Consider the following 23917-nt stretch of genomic DNA (forward strand, 5'->3'; position numbering starts at 1 on the left):
TGTCCCCTACCGCGCCTCCACCGCAGTCCGCTTCGGGTTCAGCAGGTCCGCATCGAGCCGCCGGAACACCATGGCGGACGCCAGCGTGATCACGCCCACACTGAGGAAGGCCAGCCGATAGGCCGGAGCAGCCACGCCAAGCTTGGCCGAGAACAGACTCACGAGTCCACCGCCAATGGTCACGCCGAGGCCGATCGCGAGCATCTGCACCATCGAAAACAGGCTGTTGCCGCTGCCTGCGTCTTCACGCGACAAACCCTTGAGTGTGACGCCGTTCATCGCGGCAAACTGCATGGAGTTGGCGGCACCGAAAATCGCCAGCTGCACGATCGACAGCCCGAGCGGCCAGCCCGGCGAGATCGCCGCGAACGAAGCGATCGAAGCCCCGACGATCACCGTATTGACGAGCAGGAATATGTCGTAGCCGAAGCGATTCACCAGCGGCACGATCCAGCGCTTCGAGATGGTCCCGGAAATGGCTACCGGCAACAACATCAGGCCCGAATGAAACGGGGAGTAGCCAAGCTGAAGCTGAAACAGCAGCGGCAGCAGGAACGGCACGGCGCCCGAGCCAATGCGGCAGACCAGGTTGCCGACCAGCCCCACGGTGAAGTTGGGCTCCCGAAACAGCGCGAGACGGAACAGCGGCGTGCGATGGCGACGCGCATGCGGAATGTAGAGCAGCGCGCTGGCAATGCTTGCGGCCATCAGCGCGGCGCTCAGGCTACTGACCGAACCACGCTCAAGCGCGAGCGAGAACGTGACCATGCACAGCGACAGCAGGCCACAGCCTATCCAGTCGAACGGCGGCGCGGCATCCACTTCGCCAGCCGGCAGGTAACGATGCACGGCGAACAGGCCGACCAGCCCCACCGGGACATTGATCAGGAAAATCCAGTGCCACGACGCGCTCTGCACCAGCCATCCGCCGAGCACCGGGCCAAAGATCGGCCCGACCTGCCCCGCGATGGAGACAAAGGCCAGTGCGGCAATGTACTGCTCGCCGGGTATGTTGCGCAGCACCGCGAGCCTGCCGATCGGCAACAGCATCGATCCGCCAATGCCCTGCAGCACCCGCGCGATCACCAGTTGGGTCAGCGTGTGCGCCGTGGCGCAGAACACCGAGCCAATCACGAAGATCAGGATCGCGCTGAAGTAGACGCGCCTTGTGCCGAACCTGTCGGCCAGCCAGCCAGACGCCGGGGTCAGCATCGCCATGGTCAGCGTGTAGGCCACCACCACAGGCTTGAGATCGAGCGGTTTCTCGCCCAGGCTGCGCGCCATTGCGGGCAACGCGGTGTTGACGATAGTGGTGTCCAGCGTCTGCATGAAAAAGCCGGCGAAGACGATCCACAGCATGGCCTTCTGGGAGAAGGCCTGATCGGTAGCGGAAGCAGAGGCGGTACGCATAGGAAATTCTTGATGGGGCGGCGTCACCCCGGGTAATCCCGGAGACGTTCGAGCATGGTACCTAGCGGACACCCCATCGGGAACCCCTCTGGCTTTGTTGACTGCAATCGGATTTTCCGATGACAATGCGTCGATGCTCAATCCCGTTTGGATCCAGACTTTCGCGACCGTGGCCACCGCGCGCAGCTTTACCGACGCGGGGCGTCAGCTTGGCCTGTCGCAATCGTCGGTCAGCGACCATATCCGGCGGCTCGAAGGCAGCGTGAACCGGCGGCTGTTTGTGCGCGATACGCACTCGCTGGCGCTGACACCCGATGGCGAAGCCCTGCTCGTTCATGCCCGGCTGATTCTCGAATCCCTGGCCCGTGCCGAATCCCAGTTCAGCGGACCGCGCCTGCAGGGCCGCGTGCGCCTTGGCACCTCCGAAGACCTGGCGCAGGGTCCTCTGCCGAATGTGCTGGCCGCATTCCGCGCCACGCACCCGGACGTGGAGCTCGAGATCACCATCGGCATGACCAGCAAGCTGTACGAGTGGATGGAAGCGGGCACGCTGGACCTCATCGTCGGCAAGCGGCGCGAAGGCGAGCGCCGCGGCGTGCCCCTTTTCCGTGGCCGGCTCGAATGGCTGGCGCGACCCGGTACGGTTGTGGATGTGCGTCAGCCTCTACCGCTGATCCTCGTGAACGAACCGAGCGTGACGCGCTCCGTGGTGCTGGATACGCTGGCCAAGAATGGCTGGCGCTGGCGCGTCGTGTGCACCAGCAGTAGCCATTCCGGATGCATCGCAGCGGCGCGCGGCGGGCTCGGCATCACCGTGCGGGCCGAGAATCTGACCGGTGGCGGCCTGGTGCCACCGGTCAATTTCGATGCACTGCCAGCACTGCCGGACGTGGAGTTCATCACGCTGGCCGCACGCCGACTCACCGAGCCGGCCGACACGCTGCTGCAACTGATTCGCAAGAGCGACCTGCGCGCCGCGCGGGTCGATTGATGCCTGCTTAGCCTGGCAACGCGCCCAGCGCCTGATAGGCGGTCAGCAGGTGATATGGCGTGGTGGAAGGCATCTCCGCCCGCACGACCATGCCATCGGGCGCCAGGCATTCGTGCCAGCCACCGGCATGGAGAAAGCGCGTGCGGAAGCGGTCAGTCCAGACCGCGAGCGCATCCAGCGCTTCGCCATCATGTTCGACCGATCCCTTGACCGCCAGCGCCCGGGCGAACTCGGTCTGTGCCCAGATGCGCTCGGTGGCATCCAGTACACCCCCCGCCCCATCCAGCGCCGCGCAAACACCCAGCGTGTCGTCCGCCACGCCGTGGCGGCGCGCGAAATCGAACGCCCGGCGCAATGCCGATGACAGTGCCGCATCGGCGAACAATGCCGGGGCCGTCATGACCAGCGAATACCACTCGAATTGATGTCCCGGCTCGATCCGATTGCCGGCGCTGCCCTGGGGCAGTTCGGCCACGCAGCCATCGGCGGCATCGACAAAGCGTGCGTGCACCGCATCGGCCAGGTCACGGAGCCGGTTGGCGAACCATGTGTCGCCAGTGGCTTCCAGCGCGGCCAGATAGGCCTCGGTCAGGTGCATGACCGGGTTCTGCAGCACGCCGCTGCCATTGGACGTGAAATCCTCGGCCAGGGCCGCGTGATACAGCCCGCTGCCATCGGCAAAGCGGTTTTCGATGACATCGACCGTTCGACGCAGCAGGTCCAGCGCCGCGGGGCTGCCGCCAGCGCGGTGGTAATGCGCGCAGGCGAAGACCACGAAGGCGTGGGTATAGAGATCGCGCGTCGTATCGAGCGGCTGGCCGGACGCGTCGATGCTGTAGATCCAGCCGCCCGCTCCATCGCCGAAGTGACGTTGCAGCGCTGCAAGCAGCGTATCGGCATGCGTCAGGTTGCCGGCCGTCGCAAAGACATAGAGCTGGCGCGCGCACGCCATCGCCCGATAGCGTTTGTCCGGCAACGGCTGGCCAGTGGCGCCGTCCAGTGCCTCATGCGCCAGTTGCATCGCCGGATTCCATCCCGCGCCGGTCCAGGGCGGCAGGACGGCCGTATCGAAATGGGCGAGCAGCGCGGAGATCCGGGCGGAAAGGGTCGGCGGCGAGACTGGCATGTCGGATTGGGTTCGGGTGGGCCGGATAGTCGACCCGCAAGACCGAAGCCAGACAAGATAGCAGGCCCGGAGATACGAGGAAAGGCCGCCGACGCCGCACCGCATCATTTCGGGGTGGCAATGCCCCGCGACGCTGACTATGTTGAAAGTCCGCCGGGTTGTCGTTCCTGTCATGGCCCGTCGGCAAGGGAGAATTGCCATGCCCACCACCCATCCCATGACCCTGACCGACCACCGCCGCACGCTGGTCATGCATGTGCTTGAAGACCCTCCCGGACGCTATACGTGGCGCATCGTGGTGGAAGAGAAATGCGGCGGCGCCGAATGCGACAGCATGATCGAAGCCGCGGCCGACTACCCCTCGCACGCGGAAGCGGAGGCGGCCTGCTGGGCTGCCGGCAACAGCATGCTCGACAAGCCGCGCGCGGCGGGCGAAGTCACTGACACGCAAACGCTCCACTAGGCGCGCGCGCCTGCAAACGCCCCCGGCCTGGGCCGGGGTTTCCTTCAAAGGACGAACTAGCGATGGACAAGCCCACCGTAAGCCCCCGCCGCTTCGTCGAGATCCTGAACGAGCGGCTCACCCGGCATCCCCTCTACCGCGAGGGCATGCACGTGTACGCCATTCCGCCCCATTCGGAGCATCCGCACAGCCTCGTCTGCGTGGGCCCGCGGGGGACCGAATGCGTCTGCACGACGATCGAGGCCATCGTGCGTGGCGAGTGCGACGTCTTCCCCGACATCGCACGGGACTGGCGCCCCCGCCCGAACCCGCCCGCGCACGAACACCGCGCGCGTTAGCGGTCGATTGGCGGTCACGATCCGGCGGGCTATGGCCCGCCGGATCGATTTCGACTGCCTTGAACGACACAATCCTGCGCTGATCGCTCCGGCTGGATACAATGGCTCCGCAATCCCCTGCCCGGAGCGCCGATGAAGAGAGATTTCGAAGCGGATGGCATGACCGCCGACCCGTTGATCCCCGAATCCGGATCACAGTCGGCCAGCACCACACCGAGCCCGGCGGCGCGTGCCGCCGAAATGGCCGCCACGGTTGCCCGAGCTGCCATCGACCAGGCCGATCATGCGATGCGCAACTGGACCGACCCGGTAGAGGGTCCGGTGCGTGCCGGGTCCCCCGAACATCTGCGCATGTTCTGCAACATGCTTCTGCAGACCCACAACCCCTACAAACCCGCCGTCATCGAGTGGCCGAAGCTCTCGCCGGAAGCGCTTGAGCGCGTGACCTCGCTGCCGATCTGGGACATCGCCGTGCAGACCGAAGGCCGCGCGTCGATCCGCGTGCACAGCTTTGCCCGGCTTCAGCGTAACCCGCTGTTGCGTAGCGCCCTGGAAATGGATGGCGACGAGGAAGCGCGGCACAAGGTGGTGCTGGCGAAGCTGGTCGAGGCCTACGGCATCCAGTTGGAACCCGAGCCCGAATATCTGCCGCCGTCCGACATCGAATGGGGCTGGCTGGTTACCGGCTACAGCGAGTGCATCGACAGCTTTGCCGCCTTCGGCCTGTTCGCGGCCGCCAAGGATTCGGGCTTCTTCCCCGCCGAACTCGTCGAGACCTTCGAACCGGTGATTCAGGAAGAAGGCCGCCACATCCTGTTCTTCGTCAACTGGGTGGCCTGGTACCGCGCCAGCCTGCCCTGGTGGCGTCGCCCCGCGTTCGCCTTCAAGGTGTTCCGCGTCTGGCTGTTCCTGATTCGGGAACGGATCGGCCTGGCCCGCCAGATCGAAGTGGACGAGCATGGCGGCGCCCAGGATGCCAACTTCCCGATGAACGCCGCCGAAACATTGGCCGACTCGCTGACGCCCGGCTCGATGATCGATCTCTGTCTGGCGGAGAACGATCGGCGCATGGCGGGGTATGATGCGCGGCTTCTGCGTCCGACCACGGTGCCCAAGCTGGCGCGCTTCGCACGACGCTTCGTCAAATAATTCGCCATGCTGTTTGGATTGTCCCTGCTGACCCTTGTGGTCTGGTGCGTGCTGGTCTTCGCCCGCGCCGGTTTCTGGCGCGTGCGCAAGCCCACGCCCTCTCCCGCCCCGGCCGAATGGCCCACCGTGGTCACCGTGATCCCGGCCCGCAATGAAGCGGACGTGATTGGCCGCGCCGTCACCGGTGTGCTGAGCCAGCGCTACGCCGGCCGGCTCCATCTGGTGGTGGTGGACGATCACAGTACCGATGGCACGGCGGACATCGCGCGTGCCGCGGCCCTGTCCATCGGCAAGGGCGACGCGCTGACCGTGATCGGGGCACGCGACCTGCCCGCCGGCTGGAGTGGCAAGGTCTGGGCGCAGTCCGAAGGTCTGGCCGCCGCCGACAAGGCCGCGCCAGAGGCCAGGTATGTCTGGCTGACCGATGCGGATATCTGGCACGGTCCGAATGCGCTGGCCGAGCTGGTGGCCCGCGCCGAGGACGAGCAGCGTGACCTGGTCTCGCTGATGGTGCGCCTGCGCTGCGATTCCGCGTGGGAACGCATGATCGTGCCGGCATTTGTCTTCTATTTCGCCAAACTCTACCCGTTCGCGAGCATTGCGAACCCGCGCAGCCGCGTTGCCGGCGCGGCGGGCGGCTGCATGCTGGCGCGGCGCTCGGCGCTGGCCCGTATCGGCGGGTTCGAAGCCATTCGCGGCGAGTTGATCGACGATTGCAGCCTTGCGGCGAAGATCAAGGCAGGTGGATCGATCCGGCTCGATCTGGCGGATGACAGCATTTCGCTCCGCCCCTACGACGACTGGCAGAGCCTCTGGAACATGATCGCCCGCAGTGCCTACACGCAGTTGCACTACTCGCCGTGGATGCTGATCGGAGCCACGCTGGGCATGATCCTGACCTATCTGGCCCCGCCGGTCCTGGCGCTGGCCGGCGGCGCGGGGACCTGGCCAGCCTGGCTGGCCTGGCTCCTGATGGCCATCAGCTACCGGCCGATGCTGCGTGAGTATCGCCAACCCGTGTGGATGGCACCGCTGCTGCCGCTGACCGCCTTGTTCTACCTGGGCGCCACGCTGGATTCCGCGCGGCGCTATTACCTGCGTCGCGGCGGCCAGTGGAAAGGGCGCTCGCAGGCGCCCGTACGATCGTAACGTCCAGATGGCGGGGCCACCCGCCATGCCGATCGGCTACTTCAGATAGCCGGCTTCCCGGAACCACGTGAGCGCGTCGCGCAGCCCTTCCTGATAGGGGCGCGGCGCGTATCCAAGCTCACGCTGGGCCTTGGCGGAAGTGAAGAACATCCGGTATTGCGACATCTTCAGCCCATCCACGGTCACGAACGGCTCCTTGCCGGTGAAGCGTGCGATGGTCTCGGCCACGCGCGCGACCGGATAGAGCGGCCAGCGCGGCAACTCGATGGTTGGCGCCTTGCGGCCGGCCATGCCCGCGATGTCGGCCAGCATCTGCCGCAGCAGCACATCCTGGCCGCCCAGGATATAGCGCTCGCCGATGCGCCCTTTGTCCAGCGCCAGGAAATGACCGTTCGCCACGTCGTCCACGTGGACCAGATTCAGGCCGGTATCGACGAAGGCCGGGATCTTGCCGGTGGCCGCTTCGACAATGATCCTGCCTGTCGGGGTCGGGCGCACGTCGCGCGGGCCAATCGGCGTGGAGGGATTCACGATGACCGCCGGCAGGCCTTCCGCCACCAGACGCTCCACCTCGCGCTCGGCAAGCACCTTGCTGCGCTTGTAGGCACCGATCGCCTCATGGCCGGCCATTGCCGCCGTCTCGTCGACCGGCGCCGTGGCGCCCGCCACACGCAGGGTGGCCACGCTGCTCGTATAGATGACACGCTCTACGCCGGCGGCGCGCGCGGCGTTCATGACCGTAACCGTGCCCTCGACGTTCGAACGCACGATTTCCTCGGGATCAGGCGCCCAGAGCCGGTAATCGGCCGCCACATGGAACAGGTATCGGACGCCGGCCATGGCGCGGGTCATCGACGCCGCATCGCGCATGTCGCCTTCGACAATCTCCACGGGCAAGCCGGCCAGATTGGCGCGCGGGCTGGTCGGGCGCACGAGCACACGCACCTGGAAGCCACGGTCGAGTGCCTGTCGCATCACAGAGGAGCCCAGGAATCCCGACGCACCTGTAACAAGAATGCAATTGTTAATTTCAAATCCCCTGACAATACTGCCGGCGCGGCAGGCATTTCTGCCCCGCAGAAGCCCGCCCACAGCCGGATTGCGGTGCGGCATTCTCGCCGGAAACGCGCTGTTGGCAAATTCCCACGCGGCGACACGAAAACTGACACCGGTATATAGTAACCACCGTAATCCGGAAATGTGATCCCGGGAGTACCAAAATATAAATGTCTTCTAATCTTCACAAGAGGGTCTGGGGGCCATTTCGATGCAGGTGATACTTGCTCAACCTCGCGGATTTTGCGCAGGTGTCGTCCGCGCGATCGAAATCGTCGATCGAGCCCTCGTCAAGCATGGCGCCCCCGTCTATGTGCGACACGAGATCGTACACAACAAGCATGTGGTGGAAAGCCTGCGCCAGAAAGGCGCGCGCTTTGTCGAGGAACTCGACGAGGTGCCTGGCAATGCGGTGACGATCTTCAGCGCGCATGGCGTGTCGCGGGACGTGGTCAGCGAGGCCGCCCGCCGCGAACTGCACGCGATCGACGCGACCTGCCCGCTCGTCATCAAGGTTCACAATCAGGGACGCCAGTACGCGGCAGCGGGCCGCCACGTCGTCCTGATCGGCCATGCCGGCCACCCCGAGGTGGAAGGCACGATGGGGCAGATTCCGGGCAAGGTCATCCTGGTCCAGAACGAGGCCGATGTCGCCACGCTGGACCTGCCGAATGACGCACCGGTCGCTTACATCACACAGACCACGTTGTCCGTGGACGACACCCGTAATATCATTGCGGCGCTCGGCGCGCGATTTACCAATCTGGTTGGCCCGAGTACACGCGATATCTGCTACGCCACTCAGAACCGGCAGAGCGCGGTGCGCGAGTTGTCCACCCGCGTGGACGTCATCCTCGTGATTGGCGCCACCAACAGTTCCAACTCGAATCGCCTGCGCGAAATCGGCACCGAGAGCGGCGTACCGAGTTACCTGATCGCCGATGGCAGCGAGCTGGACCCCACGTGGGTCCGCGACGCCGCCGTCGTCGGCATTACCGCGGGTGCCTCGGCACCCGAAGAAATGGTGGAAGACGTCATTGCGGCCTTGCGCCGCCTTGGTCCGGTCGAAGTCTCGACCATGGAAGGGATCGAGGAACATGCCGAATTCCGCCTGCCGGCCGAGCTGGACGATGTGAAGCAGGCCCCGGCGGCCAGTAGTACCACTGAACCCAGCGACGCACGCCTTGCCGACCAGACGGCGGCAGGCTGAAGCAACGAACCTAACAGGAAGCACCCCCTTGGCCATTCCCTTTCTGCAGGTCGCCCGCGTAGGCGCCTACATCGCACGCAAGCATCTTTCCGGGCAGAAGCGCTACCCGCTCGCCCTGATGCTCGAGCCCCTGTTCCGCTGCAACCTCGCCTGCTCGGGCTGCGGCAAGATCGACTATCCGGACCCCATCCTGAACCAGCGCCTGTCGGTGCAGGAATGCCTGGAGGCCGTGGACGAGTGCGGCGCCCCGGTGGTCTCGATCGCCGGCGGCGAGCCGCTGCTGCACAAGGATATGCCGGAGATCGTGCGCGGCATCATCGCCCGCAAGCGTTTCGTCTACCTGTGCACGAACGCGCTGCTGATGGAAAAGAAGATCGACCAGTACGAGCCGAGCCCGTACTTCGTGTGGTCGATCCACCTGGATGGCGACCGCGAAATGCACGACCATTCGGTGAACCAGGAAGGCGTGTACGACCGCTGTGTGGAAGCGATCCGCATGGCCAAGGAACGTGGCTTCCGCGTCAACATCAACTGCACGCTGTTCAACGATGCCAAGCCTGACCGCGTGGCCAAGTTCTTTGACTCGGTCAAGGCGATGGGCGTGGACGGCATCACGGTCTCGCCGGGCTACGCCTACGAGCGCGCCCCGGACCAGCAGCACTTCCTGCACCGCGGCAAGACCAAGCAACTGTTCCGCGACATCCTGTCGCGCGGCAACGCCGGCAAGAACTGGGCGTTCAGCCAGTCGACGATGTTCCTGGACTTCCTGGCCGGCAATCAGACCTACAAGTGCACGCCGTGGGGCAACCCGGCGCGTACCGTGTTCGGCTGGCAGCGTCCGTGCTACCTGGTCGGCGAAGGCTATGTGAAGACCTTCAAGGAACTGATGGAAGACACCGACTGGGACGCCTACGGTGTCGGCAACTACGAGAAGTGCGCCAACTGCATGGTCCACAGCGGCTTCGAAGCCACGGCTGTGGCCGACACGTTCGCGCACCCGATCAAGGCGCTGGGCGTGAGCCTGCGCGGCGTGAAGACCGATGGCCCGATGGCCCCGGACATCCCGCTGGACAAGCAGCGTCCCGCCGAGTACGTCTTCTCGCGCCACGTGGAAATCAAGCTGGCCGAGATCGGCAACCTGAAGAAGGCGCAGGGTAGCCGCGCCGAGGCCGCGCAGGCCGCCCAGGTGCACTAAGCCTGTTCTGGTGACGTGAAAGCAATCGGGGTCGGCATTGCCGACCCCGATTGCTTTTCCGGACCACTCAGGCCATTCAGGCCCACACAGGCATCAAGTCCGCGCGTTGTGATTCGTCAGGTACTTCACCAATCCATCCACGCCGTCACGAGCGACGATGTCCGCAAACTGCTTGCGGTACACCTCGATCAGCCACGCCCCCATCATGTTGATGTCATAGATGCGCCAGCCTTCCGCGCCGCGCTCCAGCCGATAATCGATCAGCATCTCGTCGCCGTTGTTCATCACCCGCGTGGCCACCACCACGTCGTTGGCATTGCTGCCGGTTTTGGCCGGCTTGTACGAGAATTTCGGGCTCTGCTCGCGCAGTTGCGAAAGCGACACCGCGTAGCTGCGCACCAGCAGCGCCGTGAACTGCTCCTGCAGGACCTTCTGCTGCTCCGGCGTCGCCTGTTTCCAGGCACCGCCCACCGCCAGGCGCGTGGTGCGACCAAAGTCGGTATAGGGCAGGAACTCGCGCTGGACCACCGCCGTGATCTTCCCGAGATCGCCCGCGCGGGTTTCCGGATCGGCCTTGATCTTCGTGATCACGCCCTCGACGGCGGACTGCACGAGCTTGTCCGGCGATGCGCTGGTATTGACCTGCGCATGGGCGGTACTGACGACGGCCACGGCGGCGATCGGCGCAATGATGGCGGCGGGAAGGAATCCGTAACGGTTCATGACAATCTGATGCTCAAGGTATCGGCCGGCTGGCCAGTCGAGCCAGTATATAGCGTATCGCCGCGAGGCCGGACCGCATGGCGCGCAAGGCGCTCCGGACCTGCAACGCCACCGTCACCCGCTATACTCCGGGTGCCGCCCACGCGCCCCTCCGCAACCGGGCGATGAAGAATTCAAACACATGATCAGACCGCTGCTCGTTCGCACCGTCAAATTCGCTACCGCCCACGCCTGGCTGGTAATTGGCATTTCCTTGTTGCTGACCGTTGCCGCAGGCATCTACGCGGCCCGCAACTTCGCCATCAACACCGATATCAGCCGGCTGCTTGAATCCGACGCCCCCTGGGCGAAGCACGACCAGGCCATCAGCGACGCCTTTCCGCAGCGCGACAAGATGATCCTCGCCGTGGTGCAGGCCCCAGCCAAGGAGCTTGCCGATGCGGCCGCCAATGAACTGGCCGATGCCCTGCGCAAGCAGCCCAAGCGCTTCCGCGCGGTCGGGCAGCCCGGTTCGGGCCCGTTCTTCGAACGCAACGGCCTGTTGTTCGCCGATACCGCGAGCGTCAACGACATGGCCGAGAAACTCACGCAGGCCCGGCCGCTGCTCAACAACCTCGCGCACGATCCCACGTTGCGCGGCCTGTCGGACCTGCTGACCACCACGCTGGCCCTCCCCTTGCAGCTCGGACAGATCAAGCTGGCTGACATGGAAAAGCTGCTCCAGGCGAGCGCGAATACCGTCGACGGCGTGCTGGCCGACCATACGGTGGCCCTGTCGTGGGCCGGACTGGTCGACGACAGCCTCAAGGCCAACGCCGACGGCAACGCGTTCAGTTTCGTGACGCTGTCGCCGGTGCTCGATTTCAGCGACCTGCAAGCCGGCTCTGGCGCCAGCGAAGCGATCCGCACCGCGGCCACCGAACTCAAGCTTGCCGAACGCTACAGCGCCGTTGTGCGACTGACCGGCCCGCAGCCCCTGGCCGACGACGAATTCTCGTCGGTCAGCGAAGGCGCCGCGCTCAATGGCATCCTCACACTGGTCGTCGTGATCGGCATCCTGTGGATGGCGCTGCGTTCCGCGCGGCTGATCACGGCCGTCCTTGTCAGCCTGATCTCCGGGCTCATCATCACTGCCGCGCTGGGCCTGCTGATGGTTGGCGCGCTGAACATGATTTCCGTGGCGTTCGCGGTGCTTTTCGTCGGCCTGGGTGTCGACTTCGGCATCCAGTTCGGCGTGCGTTACCGAGCAGAGCGGCACGAGCATGACGACATCAACAAGGCGCTGGAGCTGGCGGCCCGCGACGTAGCAGGCCCGCTCACGCTGGCCGCGGCTGCCACCGCCGCGGCGTTCTTCTGCTTCCTGCCCACCGACTACCGCGGCGTGGCCGAGCTTGGCAAGATCGCCGGCGTCGGCATGTTCATCGCCTTTGGCACCACCTTCACGCTGCTGCCGGCCATGATCCGCGTGCTGGCCCCGCCGGGCGAGGACGAAGTGCCGGGCTTTGCCTGGCTGGCCCCGGCCGATACCTTCTTCGAACGTCATCGCAAGGGCACGCTGGTGGGCGTGCTGGCAGTGCTGATCGCGGGCGCGCCGCTGCTGCCGCACCTGCGTTTCGATTTCGACCCGCTGCACCTGAAGGACCCTGACTCCGAATCGATGTCGACGCTGCTCGCGCTCAAGGATGCGCCGCAGGCCGGGACCGACAACGTCAGCGTGCTCGCCTCGTCCGTGGCGGCGGCCCAGCAGATCGCCACGCGGCTCAAGACGCTGCCGGAAGTCGAGCGCGTGGTCACGCTGAAGACGTTCATTCCGGATGACCAACCGGCCAAGCTGGCCATCGTCGCCGGCATGGCGAAAAGCCTGATGCCCGTGCTGACGCAAACGCGCTCGCAGCCGGCCGAGGACGTGCGCCGCGTGGCATCGCTGCGCAACGCTTCGCGCCAGCTCGCGCTGGCCGCCGAGGATCACCCCGGCCCGGGCGCGGCTGCAGCCGACCATCTGTCGCAAGCGCTCAAGAAGCTGGCCGATGCGCCGGCCGCCACGCGCGACCGCGCGGAACAGGCCATTGCGCTGCCGCTGCAACTGGCGCTGGCCTCGTTGCAGAACGCGCTGCAGCCCGAGCCGATCTCGCAGCAGACGCTGCCGCCCGAACTGGTCCGCGACTGGCTCGCACCCGATGGTCAGGCACTGGTCAGCGTCAGCCCGAAACTGCCCCCGCCCGGCGCGAAGAACGATGACGCCCGTGAAGCGGCACTGAACCAGTTTATCGACGTGATGGCGCGCGTGCAGCCGGACGCCACCGGCGGCCCGATCGCGATCCGCGGATCGGCAGACACGATCATGACCGCGTTCGTGCACGCCGGCGTGTTGGCGGTGATCTCGATCACGGTGCTGCTGTGGATCACGCTGCGGAGCGTCGGCGATGTGCTGCGGACACTGATCCCGCTGCTGGTTTCCGGCCTCGTGACGCTCGAACTCTGCGTGGTGTTCGGCATCGCGCTGAACTTCGCCAATATCATCGCGCTGCCGCTGCTGCTGGGCATTGGCGTGGCTTTCAAGATCTACTACGTGATTGCCTGGCGCCATGGCAAGACCAAGCTTCTGCAGTCGAGCCTGACCCACGCCGTGCTGTTCAGCGCCGCCACCACGGCGACGGCGTTCGGCAGCCTCTGGCTGTCGCATCACCCGGGCACTGCGAGCATGGGCAAGCTGCTGGCGCTGGCGCTGGCCTGCACGCTGGCTGGCGCGGTGTTCTTCCAGCCGATCCTGATGGGACGCCCGCGCCGTCAGCCGTCGGGCCGCGCCGAACCGCTCGGCCCGTCGCTGCCCCCGCTCTCGGTAGCCGCGTCCATGTCACAATCTGCCGATAACACAGCGGGGCCGGATCAACGCCACCCAGGAAGGTAGGCGCCGCACCCTTACAAGAAACCAAAGCCAAGACCGTTTCCCGATGCTATCCCGCTTTTCGCCTTCGGGCGCCGTAGCACTGCGCCAGCCCCGGCTTGCCCGCGCGCTGGCCGCCGCCTCGCTCTCTGTCCTCGCCACCGGCTGCGCCACAGGTCCTCAAGCCAATCCGCAGGATCCGCTGGAGCCCATGAACCGGGTGATCTTCAAGGTCAACGACACGATCGACACCTATGGCGCGCAACCGCTGGCCAAGGGCTACAAGGCGGTAACGCCGGAGCCGGCCCGTCTGGCCGTGACCAATTTCTTCTCGAACCTGTCGGACGTGGGCAACTTCGTCAACAACGTGCTGCAGGGCAAGGGCGTCGATGCGACCGAAACGATGATGCGCATCGCCATCAATTCGGTGCTCGGCATTGGCGGCCTGATCGACGTGGCGACGGCCGCCGGCCTGAACCGCCATTCGCAGGATTTTGGGCTGACCCTCGGTACCTGGGGCGTGCCCGCTGGCCCATACCTGGTGCTGCCGATCTACGGACCGAGTTCGTTCCGCGACAGCATGGGCGTGGCCGCCAGCATCTACCTGGACCCGGCGCACTATCTGGATCCGGCCTGGCGCAACTCGCTGTTTGGCGTCAACGTGATCAACACGCGCGCTAACCTGCTGGGCGCGACGGACCTGCTCTCGCAGGCCGCGCTCGACAAGTACGCGTTCGTGCGCGATGCCTATTCGCAGCGGCGCCAGTACCTGCTGAACCAGGGCGAGAACGCGCTGCCGTCATACGATGAGGTGGACGAGTCGGACAAAGCCTCGGAGGCCAAGCCCGCTGCTGCTGGGGAGGCTGCTCCGGCCAAGCCCGCTGCTGGAGAGGCTAATCCAGCCGCCCCGGCAACTCCGGCAACTCCGGCTGCTCCGGCTGCTCCGGCTGCTCCGGCTGCTCCGGCTGCTCCGGCAACCCCGGCTGCCCCGCCGTCCGATTCAGCAAAGTAGCCAGAATCAGAATAGCGTCTCGCGCCAATCGAGACGCTTGCCCTCTCCACCGCCCCCTAAAGGGCCTATCAATGGCTGCTGGTTCGCTCTTCGGCGGAGAGCGTCAGGGCGTTTGTCCGACGACTACGCAAAAAATTGCCCGCGTCGGGATACGACGCGGGCCGGAAGGCGCGCGGATGCGGAGTCCGCGGCACCCAGATCGTAGGCAATTTCCGAAAATGTGACTGCCAACAATTGTGTCGGCCTGAATTCAGGTCGCGCGGCTGCGCAGGGGCAACCAGATGGAGAACATCGTGCCCTTGCCAACTTCACTGGCAACCATCACCCGGCCGCCATGGCGCTCCGCCACGGTCTTCACAAATACAAGCCCCAAGCCACTGCCAGACGGCGCATCGGCGCCATGCGCGTGCACCCGGCTGAACGGCCTGAACAGTTGTGCCTGGGCGTCTTGCGGGATGCCCGGCCCCTGATCGGACACCTCGATCGCCATATAGGGGCCGAGCCGGCGCAGGCGCACCGTCACTTCGGTGCCGCACGGGCTGTACTTGATGGCGTTGTTGACCAGATTGGTGATGGCGCGAGCCAGCAGGGCTGGCGCCACGCGCATCCTCGGCCCCTGCTCGTCGATGTCGAGCCGCAATTCGGTCCCACGCGCCTTGGCCAGCGCCCACAATTCATCGGTGGCGTCGAGCACGATCTGCGTCAGGTCGGTCTCGGCAAACGTCAGGCTTTGCGATTCGGCCTGCGCAATCCGGATGAAATCGTCAGCCAGGGCAAGCGTGCGGTGCGCGTGTTCGCCGATTCGTCCGAGCAGTTCGGTCTGCGGCAAGGCACGGTCGGGGCGGGACTGCATGTCGATCAGTGCCAGGATCGACGCCTGCGGCGAGCGCATGTCGTGAGACAGGAAATGCAGTGTCTGCTCGCGCTGGCGTTCGGCGCGACGTATCGCGGTGATGTCGATCAGGCTGACGATCACGCCCGCGGGACGCCCCGCCTCGCCATGCAGCGGCCCGCCATGCAACAGATAGCGCCGGCCGTCCTCGGTGGTCAGTTCCACGCCATGCGAATCCGACGACGACATCACCGGCGCGTCACCTTCGAGCGCACCGCACAGCGCGTCCCAGTAGGCCAGACCCGGCCCCGCCACCGTGAACATCACCTCGATCAGGTCGGGCAACCCGGGGCGGCCTAGCTCGCCGTATGTATTGCTGCCGCGCATGTACCGCAGGTCGTTGGCATAGTACGCGCCGTCGATCCCTTGGAGCATCGTTGGCGCCAGCGCCACCGCCCGTCGGTTCGCGACCAGAATGCCGCCATCCAGATTGCAGATCACGGTAGCTTCCGGCAGGCTCTCCAGTCCGTCGGACAGAAAGCGCCGCATGTCGCGCAGGCGCGAGGTCATGCCGTAGACCGCCTGCATCCGGCCATCGAGCGAGTGGTCGATGCGCGTGGCCGGCGCCGGCAGCAAGCCGGGCTCATGCGCCAGGCGCCCGAGTTCTTCGGACAGGAAGCGAAGCGCGGCTTCCTGACGCCGCCAGCTCCACAGGGGGTAGACCATCATGCAGCCAAGCACCGCGCCCGACGGCGCGAACCACAGATGCATGCTGCCTGGCAGGCAGAGACTGGTACCGACGACCGCCGCAACGATCGCCATCGTGGCGAGCAGCGCATTGCGCGGCGAGAACCGCAACGCCGCCAGGGCCGCCAGCAGCACCGGCAGGATCGTCCCGAGCCAGCCCACCGGCTTGGGCACGGTAACGATGCCGGTGCCGTCGAGCAGCGCCTGCAGGGTGTTGGCCAGAATTTCGACACCGCTCATGGCGCGCCCGTCGCGCGATACCGGCGTCGGAAACACATCGCCGAGTCCGGTGGCGACGGTGCCGATCAGCACCGACTTGTCGCGAAAGTAGCCGCGACTGACCTCGCCAGAAAGCACATCCAGCACCGAGACGCGCGCGAACGACCCCGGGGGGCCGACGAACGGAATCCGCAATCGGTCCTGACTGATCCAGCCCGCGCCATCCATGCGTACCGCGCGTTCGTTGCGGAACTGCGCCGCTGTCACCGGTGTGTGCTGGCCCAGCGCCGCCATGGCGGCCGCGAAGTGCCAGACCGGCGCCCCCTCGCCATCGCCCTCGCGCAGATACACCTGTCGGGCCACGCCATCGGTATCCACAATCATGTTGATGTGGCCGGTCTGCGCCAGCAGGCCATCCATCGGGCCGCGCAGCCGCGCGCCGCTCGATCCTGACTCGCCGACCATGGGCAAGACCACGTTGCCAGCCCGCGCCACGGAACGCGCCAGGTCGGCATCGTCGGACGGATAACGGATATCGTGTTCGGACAGGATCACATCGATGCCGATCGCACGCGGATTGTCAGCGCCGATCTGGTCCACCAGCGCGGCAAGCACCGTGCGCCGCCACGGCCAGCGGCCGATCACCCCGATGCTTTCGTCGTCGATGGCGACGATCACGATGTCATCGCGGGCGGGATGCTTCTGGGCCACGATGGCCAGGTCCAGCACGGCCAGGTCCGCGCGCTCGAACCAGGAGAAACTTGACGCGGCGAGGGAGATCACCAGCACGGCGATGGTGAGCAGCGCCCACTCCAGTCGCGTGCGCCGACGAAAGCCCATGGCGCCCGGGGCGCCCTCCCGCTCGGCCGCGTCGAACTGGCCGCCGCGCAGGTCAGCTCTATTGGGCGCCAAGTTGCACGCCTTTCTTCGCGCCGCCCGTCATAATCACCGCACCCTGTCCATCACGCAGCACAGATTGCAGGTCGATTCGCTGTGGCGCGGAAAACGCGCTTGCCAGAGGCACGTCCGTTCCAGTGGCTCGTGCCACGCGAACGAAGTATGTGCCGGGTGCCGGGCGGGGAATCGAAAGCGCGCTCTCCGTAGTATGGAACGTGACCACATCGCCACTGAAAGCGGGATCGGACGCCATCTGGAGCACATAGCCCGTGGCAGCGGCGGCTCCGGCATCGGCAGGCCAGCGCACGCGCAGTTCCTCGCCGTTGTCGACCGGCGCCGGAACTGGCGGGGCCGGTTGCACTGTCACCTTTAGCGTGTCGCCCCATGGGCCCGGCTGATTCCGCGCATCGAACGAACGCAAGCGCCACCACCACTGCCCCACCGCCAGCGTGCGGACGGCCTCCACGCCATTTTCACGGCGCGTCTCGGCGCGTTGAGAAAACTCGGGATCGGCGGCCAGCGCAAGCTCGTAGCCCGATGCGTCCTGCACGGCAGCCCAGCGGAACGCCACCTCGCCGCCATGCTCGACGGCGTCGGGTGCAGGCATCAGCGAGAACGGCGCTGGCGGATTGCGCCAGACCTTGAACGGTTGCACGCCGTTCCGTCCGGCTAGCCGCTGTGGCGACAGGGCGCTGACTGCCAGGAAAAGATCGCCGTCCGGCAGATCGTCGAATACGGCCTCCGGCGACGCCGACTCCGTCGTCGCTACCCATTCGGTCAGCGCGGCATCGCGCGCCACGCCCGCGCGGTAGCCAGCCGCGCCCGGCACGGCCTGCCAGCGCACCGTGACGGCACGGCTGGAAATCGGCTGCGGCAGCGCGGCAACGACCGGGGCGGGCAACAATGCCGTTGGTTTGGACAGTCGGCCCGCGGTCGACACCCCGACACCGTAGCCGGCGGCGACTTGGGTGGCCGAGCCCGGACGCGCGCCTGCCCCCACACCGACCTTGCCTTCGATGACTTCGCTACGGCTACCACCGTCATCGGCGCTGACGCGATACCGCGTGCCACGCACGCCGGTCACCATCAACGGCGTGCTGATCTCATAGCGCCCGACGCCGCCACCCTTCGGCGCGACCGCCGAATCGGCGCCGCCCCTGTCGATGCCGATCATCGTGTCGGTCAGACCGCTGCGCGCGAATGTGCGCAGTCGGCGCACCTGCAGCTTGGTCGCCGCTGGCAGCGACACACGGGTCCCGTCGCTCAGTTCGAGCGTTGCCGCACTATTCGGACCGATCTCGATCCGCGCCGATTCGGCCAGCGCCATGCCGGTCTGCATCGGCCTGCCATCGACGCTTGCCTGTCCGCGCACGAAAACCACTCGCGCCGTCGACGGCGCTACGGGGATCTGCGACAGGGGAATGCGAATCCGCGTGCCGGGCACCAGCCGGTACGGATCTTCCACGCGATTGAGCGTCTGCAGCAGATGCCAACCGTCCGTGCTTGTCATGAAACGCGTGGCCAGGCCGATCAGGGTGTCGCCCCGCTCGACCTCATAGATGAAATCCTTGCCCTGCGTGCCCGCAGGGCCGGCCAGCGCACTGCCAGACAGAATCAGGGAAATCAGCGCACCTCCCACGGCGGCGCGGTGCAGCGTGGGACGGCTACTCATGAGCGGCCGTGGCTTCGAACCGATAGCCATGCGAATAGACGGAAGCCAGCCGCACACCGTTCTCGGGGCGCAGGGCCAGCTTGATGCGCAGGCGCGACATATGCGTGTCGAGCGTGCGCGAGGCGGCATCCATCGCACGCCCCCAGACGGCCTGTTCAATCACGTCGCGCGCCAGCAGGCGACCGATGTTGCGGAACAGGAACAATGCCAGGTCGAACTCGCGCGGCGACAGATCGACGTTCTGCCCGTCCAGCGCAATCACGCGCCGGCGCGCGTCCACGATATAGGCGCCCTGCCGGATCAGATCGTCTTCGTGCAGGGTCTTGGGATATGCGCGACGCAGCAACGCTCGCACGCGCGCGACGAACTCGCCCGGCCGGATCGGCTTGGCAAGGTAATCGTCGGCGCCCACGGACAGGCCCGCAACAATGTCGGATTCTTCGATGCGACTGGTCAGGAACAGGATCGGTGGCAGGCGCCCCGAATGCTGGCGGACCCAGCTCACGAGTTCGTAACCACTGACGTCCGGCAATTGCCAGTCCATGACGACCAGGTCGAACGCCTGGTCCCGCAATGCTCGCAAGAACGCGGAACCGGTCGCGAAGCTCGAGCATTCAAAGCCCGCTTCATCCAGCAGCTGGCAAATCTGCTCGGCCTGGCTGGTGTCGTCCTCCACGGAGGCAATTCTCATACTTCCCTCTGATAACTACGGCCTGTGTCTGGCACGGCGGTGTTATGTTACCGAACGGTAACACGGCCCGTCGAGGCTACGTTAGAGGGGATTCTGCGCTTCGGATGTTGCAGACCAACCTCAATCTTTACCTTTCTCTCTCAGTTTCCAATTGCGGGCGTAACGGTTTCGTGCACGCAAAATGCAGCATCGCCACGCATCGCGTCCTTTATTGGAGCATATAGGTTTCGTACTCGAGACGGTCAAGTTTACGATCGAGCAGATATAACGCAAGTGCTACGACGATCAGCAGCGAGACCGCGAAGCCATAGCCATACCAGGCCGGCCCAAGCTCGAGCGTGAGGCGCGTCAGCACGAAATTCAGCACGACGAACGTGCCGGTCAGCATCAGCACCTCGCGGCGGCGATCCAGGTAGAAGTAGATGTTCAGCACGCCCAGCAGCACCACCTGCAGGCTGGCGCCGATCACGTCCACGTAGAGCAGCGGCAGATACAGCTCGGAGATGCCGAGCAGTCGCAGCACCCATCCGCCCACCACGAACAGCACCAGCGACGCGATGGCTTGCACCTTGACGATCTCGTACAGGCCCAGGCGGATGGTCTGGACCATCGTGTTGCGCATGTCCTCGATATGCTCCAGCGAGCTGCCGCCGCGCACCGCGTTGTAGAACGCGTCGTAATACTCGACAAAGTCCGTCTCGATCCGCACCAGGAACACCGCCATGCCCGGGATGATCGCCAGATAGGCCAGGAACACCGGAATGTCGTAGATGATCGACGCATGGAGCGGCCCGATCATCTGCTGGCCGGTGGACGGCGCATACCAGAACATGAACTTGTCGAGCCAGATGCCAAGGTTGTAGAACAGGCCGATGGCGACCAGGCTCGGATACGCGTAGCGCTTCTGGAAGACCTCGAACGACATGAAGCGGCGGCTCGTGTAGTTCCGGTAGATCAGCGTGATCATGCCCACCAGCAGGCATAGCTGGCCGACCACAAAGCCGCCGAGCAGACCTTCGAGCCCGCTCTTGCGCATTGCCAGCGCCGCCAGCACGGTGATGGCATAGCCGATCAGGAAGGTCCACACGATGGCCTTGTACTGCTTCATGCCGGACAGGAAGATCGCCGCGATCCAGATGTTGCTCATGATCACGAAGCCCGCGATCATCAACAGCCGGTACAGCACCGACTGCTCCGGAAAGGCCCAGAACGCGCACGCCAGGCCGATCAGCCCCGCCAGCATCGTGGCCAGCAACGCCACCGCGTGATAGTTCGACAGCACCAGATCATCGCGACGCTCGAACAGCCGGTCCGAGGTGAAGCGCGTGAACGAGAGCTGCATCGGCCCGGTCAGTATCAGGCTGCACGCGATCAGGTACGTCACCGAGACCTGGAACTGCGTGATCAGCATGCCCGGAATCACGAAACCGACCGATAGCAGGCCAATCAGCAGGATGCCGACGATCGACAGCACCCACGGACCGGAGCTGATCACCCCGGCATAGGCATAGGCGCCGATCAGCCCCGAAAGGCTGTCCCGCCGCAGCATCTTGCGCAGTTCGAATCCGATGCCGGCCATGTCAGCGCCCTCCCCCGTGCACCGGGCACTTTGCCGGGCTTGCCCCGCCGCGTGCGTGATGCGTGTTGTCCGGCATCGCCATCATCGATGCATAGAGCGTGCGATAGCTGCCCACCATCTGTTCCTGCGTGTAGTAGCGTTCCACCCGCGCGATGCCGGCGGCCTGGGCCGCCTGCCATCGCGCGGGCTCCTTGATCAGTTTCAGCGCCGCATCGGCCAGCGCAGCCGGGTCCGCAATGCGCACCACGTCGCCCGCGGCCCCCAGCGCCGCGTCCTCGCCGGGCAGCCCGAAGACGAGCTGGCTGCACGAGCCAACGTCGGTCGTCACGCACGGCACACCCGCCGCGAACCCTTCGAGCACCACCAGCGGCAACGCCTCGGAAATCGAACTCAGCACCAGCACGCCGACTTTCGGCAGCAACTCGTCGATCTTCTGGAAGCCGAGAAACTTCACCTTGCTGCCCAGCCCGAGGCTTTCGGCCAGGCTGCGACACTCAGTCGCGTAATCCGGATCCTCATCCTCGGGGCCGGCAATCCACCCTTCGGCATCGGGATACTCCCGCACCACAGTCAGCATCGCGCGAATGAACGTCTTGATGTCCTTGATGGGCACCACCCGGCCAATCAGGCACAGCACCGGCGGCACACCCGGCGCGCGCCGCTCGCGCAGCGCCGAAAGGCGCGGCAGGTTGATGCCATTCGGGATATTGTGCGTGCGCTCGGCCGGCGCGCCATCCAGCACCTGGCGGCTGCGGTTGCCTTCGTACAGCGCCGTGATCTCGTCACCGGCCTCATAGCAGACGCGACCCAGCGTCTCGAAGAAGCGCACCCAGAGCTCGCGGAAATAGCTGATCTGGGAAATATCGCGCTCGAAGATGTTCCGGTTATCGCGGATCCACTGACTCTGGAACAGGTCGATCTTCCGTTCTTTCGTATAAATGCCGTGCTCCGAGACCAGCAACGGGCGCCCAGTGCGATGCCGCAGCATTGCACCGAGGAATCCCGCGTATCCGGTGGAAACCGTGTGATAGACCTTGGCGGGAATCAGCCCGTCCACGATCCGCACGAGCTGCCACAGCGGCTTGTGCATGATCCGGACAGTCCAGAAATAGTCCGTGAACGACGGATCGGTGCAGTACCGTCGGTACTGATCGGTGATCGTGTCCCACGCCCGCTTGCTGTAGAGGAACGCATCCTCGGACAGCGCGCCGCCCTCGCCCAGCGCCGGCATCAGTTCGCGAATCAGATCACCCGCCTCCACCTCCCTGCCGCGCTGGCGCAGCATTTTGTGCAGTTCGTCCGAGCGGTCGAAGGCATGCGCGTCGCCCTTCGTGCCATGCACCATCGGCGGCGGCGCGAAGTCGTAGAGGAAGTGCGTTTCCAAATGCACCACGTTGTCCGGCAGCGCGTAGGCCATCTCGCCATAGTCCTGTCGGCGGCTGCCGATGAAGACGATGCCGAACCGGATATCGGGGAAGGCGCGGATCATCTGATTGACCCAGCTCGACACCCCACCACTCACATAAGGAAACGTGCCTTCCAGAAGCAGCATGACGTCCGCGGACGTTCCCTTGACCAGAATCTCGCTCATGATTGCCAGTACCGCAGCAGGGGCCGCACCAGTGGGAGCGGCGAAGGACTGTCGAAATCCGCCATCAGGCGGCGCACGGTGGCATAGTCGCGTTCCAGGTAAGCCGCCTCGGCAAGCAGCGGCAACACGCGATCACGCGCGAAGCCGAGCGCTTCGGCACGAGCCAGGAACTCGCGCGCCTCGGCGGGCGCGTTGCGCGTCAGCGCCAGCCGGCCGCGCATGTACCAGAGCGCGGCGATGTTGCCGTCGATCTCCAGTGCCGCGCTGGCGTAGCGCTCCACCTGGCTAGCCGTGTAGCGGTACACATCGCCCTGCACCAGGTTCTGGTAGATCAGTTCCCAATACAGGTCAGCCAACCGCTGGTTGATCTCCCCGCGCGCCTGCGGGCTGTCAGCCGACTCCAGACGGGGCAGCTCGGCCAGGATCTTCTGCGTAAGCTGCTTTTCCGCGCCATCGAGCATGCCGTAGGCCAGCAGCCGGATATCGTCGGTGCTGTCGGCCAGCAGTTCGCGCAGCACCGGGCTGGCCGTTCGCGTGGGCATCGACTGCATGGCTACCAGCGCGGTCATGCGTTCAGGCAATGGCGCGCGCGTATTGCCGAGTTGCGCGCGCAGCCGCGCGCCCCCGCCATGGGTCACACGCTGGATCAGGTGGGTGACGAACTCGGGCAGCGCTACCGATGCAATACCGCTGTTGCTGCCACGGCGCGGGAACAGTTTCGAGAACAACAGGCTGCCCATGCACACCAACACGCCACCCGCCGGCACGAAGAAGCAGAACGCTGCCAGATAGCCATAGCTCCACACGAAAGGCGTCCGGAAGCGGCGCGGCAACAGGCGCCACAATGCCAGCCCCAGCAGCGCCGCGGCCGCGCCTTGCAGCGTCAGGAAGCCCAGCAACAGCGGCAGCCCAGTCCCGCCGCCGAACAGCAGCGCCAGGGCGGAGATCTGGAAGGCGGCGCCTCCGAAGGTCAGCTTGCCCAT

At 65.6% G+C, this 23917-nt stretch carries 19 protein-coding genes; 9 read left to right on the top strand and 10 right to left on the bottom strand.

Annotated elements, in window-relative coordinates; genetic code table 11:
- Positions 1-6: 6 nt before the first annotated feature.
- Complete coding sequence (gene mdtD, locus B2246_RS17985; RefSeq protein WP_008645095.1) at positions 7-1410, bottom strand: multidrug transporter subunit MdtD; 1404 nt, start codon at positions 1408-1410, stop codon at positions 7-9.
- A gap of 133 nt (positions 1411-1543) precedes the next feature.
- On the opposite strand from mdtD, the gene B2246_RS17990 reads away from it, so the two are divergent.
- A complete protein-coding gene (locus B2246_RS17990; RefSeq protein WP_008645096.1) occupies positions 1544-2401 on the top strand; it encodes a LysR family transcriptional regulator in 858 nt (285 codons plus the stop codon).
- A 7-nt stretch (positions 2402-2408) separates the two neighbouring features.
- Here B2246_RS17990 and B2246_RS17995 read toward each other — a convergent pair whose 3' ends face one another.
- Positions 2409-3527, bottom strand: coding sequence for an AGE family epimerase/isomerase (locus tag B2246_RS17995; RefSeq protein ID WP_286882546.1), 1119 nt, complete (start codon positions 3525-3527; stop codon positions 2409-2411).
- 199 nt (positions 3528-3726) lie between these two features.
- On the opposite strand from B2246_RS17995, the gene B2246_RS18000 reads away from it, so the two are divergent.
- From B2246_RS18000 to B2246_RS18015, 4 genes are all read left to right on the top strand, one after another.
- Positions 3727-3990 carry a hypothetical protein gene (locus B2246_RS18000; RefSeq protein WP_035883266.1) on the top strand — a complete coding sequence of 88 codons (264 nt, stop codon included), beginning with the start codon at positions 3727-3729 and terminating at the stop codon, positions 3988-3990.
- Between the two features lie 62 nt (positions 3991-4052).
- Positions 4053-4328, top strand: a complete 276-nt coding sequence (locus B2246_RS18005; protein ID WP_011518661.1) for a hypothetical protein — start codon at positions 4053-4055, stop codon at positions 4326-4328.
- A gap of 132 nt (positions 4329-4460) precedes the next feature.
- Complete coding sequence (locus B2246_RS18010) at positions 4461-5477, top strand: ferritin-like domain-containing protein (protein ID WP_286882547.1); 1017 nt, start codon at positions 4461-4463, stop codon at positions 5475-5477.
- Between the two features lie 6 nt (positions 5478-5483).
- Positions 5484-6626: a glycosyltransferase gene (locus B2246_RS18015; protein ID WP_008645101.1), complete on the top strand. Its 1143-nt coding sequence runs from the start codon at positions 5484-5486 to the stop codon at positions 6624-6626.
- A gap of 36 nt (positions 6627-6662) precedes the next feature.
- Here the strand turns inward: B2246_RS18015 and hpnA are convergent, their stop codons facing one another.
- Entirely contained in the window at positions 6663-7739 is a 1077-nt protein-coding gene (gene hpnA / locus B2246_RS18020) for a hopanoid-associated sugar epimerase (RefSeq protein WP_267880404.1), read from the bottom strand.
- Positions 7740-7893: 154 nt separating this feature from the next.
- Here hpnA and ispH point away from each other — a divergent pair, with 154 nt between their 5' ends.
- Both ispH and hpnH read left to right on the top strand, forming a co-directional pair.
- Positions 7894-8892, top strand: a complete 999-nt coding sequence (gene ispH / locus B2246_RS18025) for a 4-hydroxy-3-methylbut-2-enyl diphosphate reductase (RefSeq protein ID WP_040010987.1) — start codon at positions 7894-7896, stop codon at positions 8890-8892.
- 28 nt (positions 8893-8920) lie between these two features.
- Positions 8921-10087 (top strand): adenosyl-hopene transferase HpnH, encoded by a 1167-nt coding sequence (gene hpnH / locus B2246_RS18030; protein WP_008645108.1) that lies wholly within the window; start codon positions 8921-8923, stop codon positions 10085-10087.
- Between the two features lie 93 nt (positions 10088-10180).
- Here the strand turns inward: hpnH and B2246_RS18035 are convergent, their stop codons facing one another.
- On the bottom strand, positions 10181-10810 hold the full coding sequence (locus B2246_RS18035) for an MlaC/ttg2D family ABC transporter substrate-binding protein (RefSeq protein ID WP_008645112.1): 630 nt from the start codon (positions 10808-10810) through the stop codon (positions 10181-10183).
- Positions 10811-10991: 181 nt separating this feature from the next.
- On the opposite strand from B2246_RS18035, the gene B2246_RS18040 reads away from it, so the two are divergent.
- Both B2246_RS18040 and B2246_RS18045 read left to right on the top strand, forming a co-directional pair.
- The gene (locus tag B2246_RS18040) at positions 10992-13718 is read left to right on the top strand and encodes an MMPL family transporter (protein WP_035883264.1); all 2727 of its coding nucleotides are present in this window, start codon (positions 10992-10994) and stop codon (positions 13716-13718) included.
- A 43-nt stretch (positions 13719-13761) separates the two neighbouring features.
- The gene (locus B2246_RS18045; RefSeq protein WP_286882548.1) at positions 13762-14706 is read left to right on the top strand and encodes an MlaA family lipoprotein; all 945 of its coding nucleotides are present in this window, start codon (positions 13762-13764) and stop codon (positions 14704-14706) included.
- Between the two features lie 250 nt (positions 14707-14956).
- On the opposite strand, the gene B2246_RS18050 is transcribed toward B2246_RS18045, so the two are convergent.
- The 6 genes from B2246_RS18050 to B2246_RS18075 form a co-directional block, all read right to left on the bottom strand.
- On the bottom strand, positions 14957-17416 hold the full coding sequence (locus tag B2246_RS18050; protein ID WP_286882549.1) for a CHASE2 domain-containing protein: 2460 nt from the start codon (positions 17414-17416) through the stop codon (positions 14957-14959).
- A complete protein-coding gene (locus B2246_RS18055) occupies positions 17403-19073 on the bottom strand; it encodes a FecR domain-containing protein (protein ID WP_286882550.1) in 1671 nt (556 codons plus the stop codon). Before B2246_RS18055 ends, B2246_RS18050 begins: the two co-directional genes overlap by 14 nt.
- Positions 19066-19764, bottom strand: a complete 699-nt coding sequence (locus B2246_RS18060; RefSeq protein WP_011518651.1) for a response regulator transcription factor — start codon at positions 19762-19764, stop codon at positions 19066-19068. The genes B2246_RS18055 and B2246_RS18060 overlap by 8 nt, the downstream gene beginning before the upstream one ends.
- 208 nt (positions 19765-19972) lie before the next feature.
- Positions 19973-21343: an exopolysaccharide Pel transporter PelG gene (pelG, locus tag B2246_RS18065; RefSeq protein WP_008645329.1), complete on the bottom strand. Its 1371-nt coding sequence runs from the start codon at positions 21341-21343 to the stop codon at positions 19973-19975.
- A 1-nt stretch (position 21344) separates the two neighbouring features.
- Positions 21345-22934: a GT4 family glycosyltransferase PelF gene (gene pelF / locus B2246_RS18070; RefSeq protein ID WP_024570847.1), complete on the bottom strand. Its 1590-nt coding sequence runs from the start codon at positions 22932-22934 to the stop codon at positions 21345-21347.
- Positions 22931-23917, bottom strand: a complete 987-nt coding sequence (locus B2246_RS18075; protein ID WP_008648362.1) for a hypothetical protein — start codon at positions 23915-23917, stop codon at positions 22931-22933. Before B2246_RS18075 ends, pelF begins: the two co-directional genes overlap by 4 nt.

This window comes from Cupriavidus sp. UBA2010, from assembly GCF_002335265.1.
Classification (GTDB): domain Bacteria; phylum Pseudomonadota; class Gammaproteobacteria; order Burkholderiales; family Burkholderiaceae; genus Cupriavidus; species Cupriavidus metallidurans.

Coding starts and splice junctions, on each gene's coding strand:
- mdtD (WP_008645095.1), bottom strand. CDS start 1,410: ATGCGTACCGCCTCTGCTTCCGCTACCGATCAGGCCTTCTCCCAGAAG.
- B2246_RS17990 (WP_008645096.1), top strand. CDS start 1,544: ATGCTCAATCCCGTTTGGATCCAGACTTTCGCGACCGTGGCCACCGCG.
- B2246_RS17995 (WP_286882546.1), bottom strand. CDS start 3,527: ATGCCAGTCTCGCCGCCGACCCTTTCCGCCCGGATCTCCGCGCTGCTC.
- B2246_RS18000 (WP_035883266.1), top strand. CDS start 3,727: ATGCCCACCACCCATCCCATGACCCTGACCGACCACCGCCGCACGCTG.
- B2246_RS18005 (WP_011518661.1), top strand. CDS start 4,053: ATGGACAAGCCCACCGTAAGCCCCCGCCGCTTCGTCGAGATCCTGAAC.
- B2246_RS18010 (WP_286882547.1), top strand. CDS start 4,461: ATGAAGAGAGATTTCGAAGCGGATGGCATGACCGCCGACCCGTTGATC.
- B2246_RS18015 (WP_008645101.1), top strand. CDS start 5,484: ATGCTGTTTGGATTGTCCCTGCTGACCCTTGTGGTCTGGTGCGTGCTG.
- hpnA (WP_267880404.1), bottom strand. CDS start 7,739: ATGCCGCACCGCAATCCGGCTGTGGGCGGGCTTCTGCGGGGCAGAAAT.
- ispH (WP_040010987.1), top strand. CDS start 7,894: ATGCAGGTGATACTTGCTCAACCTCGCGGATTTTGCGCAGGTGTCGTC.
- B2246_RS18035 (WP_008645112.1), bottom strand. CDS start 10,810: ATGAACCGTTACGGATTCCTTCCCGCCGCCATCATTGCGCCGATCGCC.
- B2246_RS18040 (WP_035883264.1), top strand. CDS start 10,992: ATGATCAGACCGCTGCTCGTTCGCACCGTCAAATTCGCTACCGCCCAC.
- B2246_RS18045 (WP_286882548.1), top strand. CDS start 13,762: ATGCTATCCCGCTTTTCGCCTTCGGGCGCCGTAGCACTGCGCCAGCCC.
- B2246_RS18055 (WP_286882550.1), bottom strand. CDS start 19,073: ATGAGTAGCCGTCCCACGCTGCACCGCGCCGCCGTGGGAGGTGCGCTG.
- B2246_RS18060 (WP_011518651.1), bottom strand. CDS start 19,764: ATGAGAATTGCCTCCGTGGAGGACGACACCAGCCAGGCCGAGCAGATT.
- pelG (WP_008645329.1), bottom strand. CDS start 21,343: ATGGCCGGCATCGGATTCGAACTGCGCAAGATGCTGCGGCGGGACAGC.
- pelF (WP_024570847.1), bottom strand. CDS start 22,934: ATGAGCGAGATTCTGGTCAAGGGAACGTCCGCGGACGTCATGCTGCTT.
- B2246_RS18075 (WP_008648362.1), bottom strand. CDS start 23,917: ATGGGCAAGCTGACCTTCGGAGGCGCCGCCTTCCAGATCTCCGCCCTG.